Below are 620 nucleotides of genomic sequence, written 5' to 3'. Positions count from 1 at the left end.
CAAGGCGAGCCTATCATTTGGGGGCCTGACCGTCATTTGGGTAAATACTTTGCACAAGAGACTGGCGCAGACATGTTGCTGTGGCAAGGGTCTTGTCTAGTACATAACGAGTTTAAAGCGACTGAGCTGATACAATTAAAAGAAGAACACCCTGACGCTAAGGTGTTGGTACATCCTGAATCACCTGATAACGTGGTCGACCTCGCTGATGTGGTTGGCTCAACCAGCAAACTATTAAAATCAACGTATGAGCTGGATGCCGATACCTTTATTGTCGCTACCGACCTGGGTATCTTGCACGAGATGCAAAAGCGCTCGCCAAATAAGCGTTTTCTAGCTGCGCCGACCGCTGGTGAGAGCGCCAGTTGTAAAAGCTGTGCATTCTGTCCATGGATGGCGATGAATGGCCTAAAAGGAATTGAGCAGTGTCTGTCTCAGCGCAGCGGTGAAATATTAATGACGCCTGAGCTGGCAGCAGGTGCAAAAAAACCACTACAACGCATGCTTGATTTTGCCGAAGCGCAAAAGCAACGTGTGGCCGCGAGCGGAGATATTGTCAAAGACCGTGCGCTATTTGCTAACGTTGGAGCTGCCTAATATGAATGAGGCGCGCGTATTGG

Annotated in this window: 1 protein-coding gene; it reads left to right on the top strand. The window is 49.4% G+C overall.

Annotated features, from left to right (window positions below; all coding sequences use genetic code 11):
• Positions 1-597, top strand: a 597-nt coding sequence (nadA, locus tag ACS8FD_RS22035; RefSeq protein WP_439277440.1) for a quinolinate synthase NadA, incomplete at its 5' end; no start/stop codon positions are given.
• Positions 598-620 lie beyond the last annotated feature (23 nt).

It is taken from the genome of Psychrobacter sp. 1U2, assembly GCF_051847575.1.
This window is presented reverse-complemented; position numbering and strand designations above follow the sequence as displayed.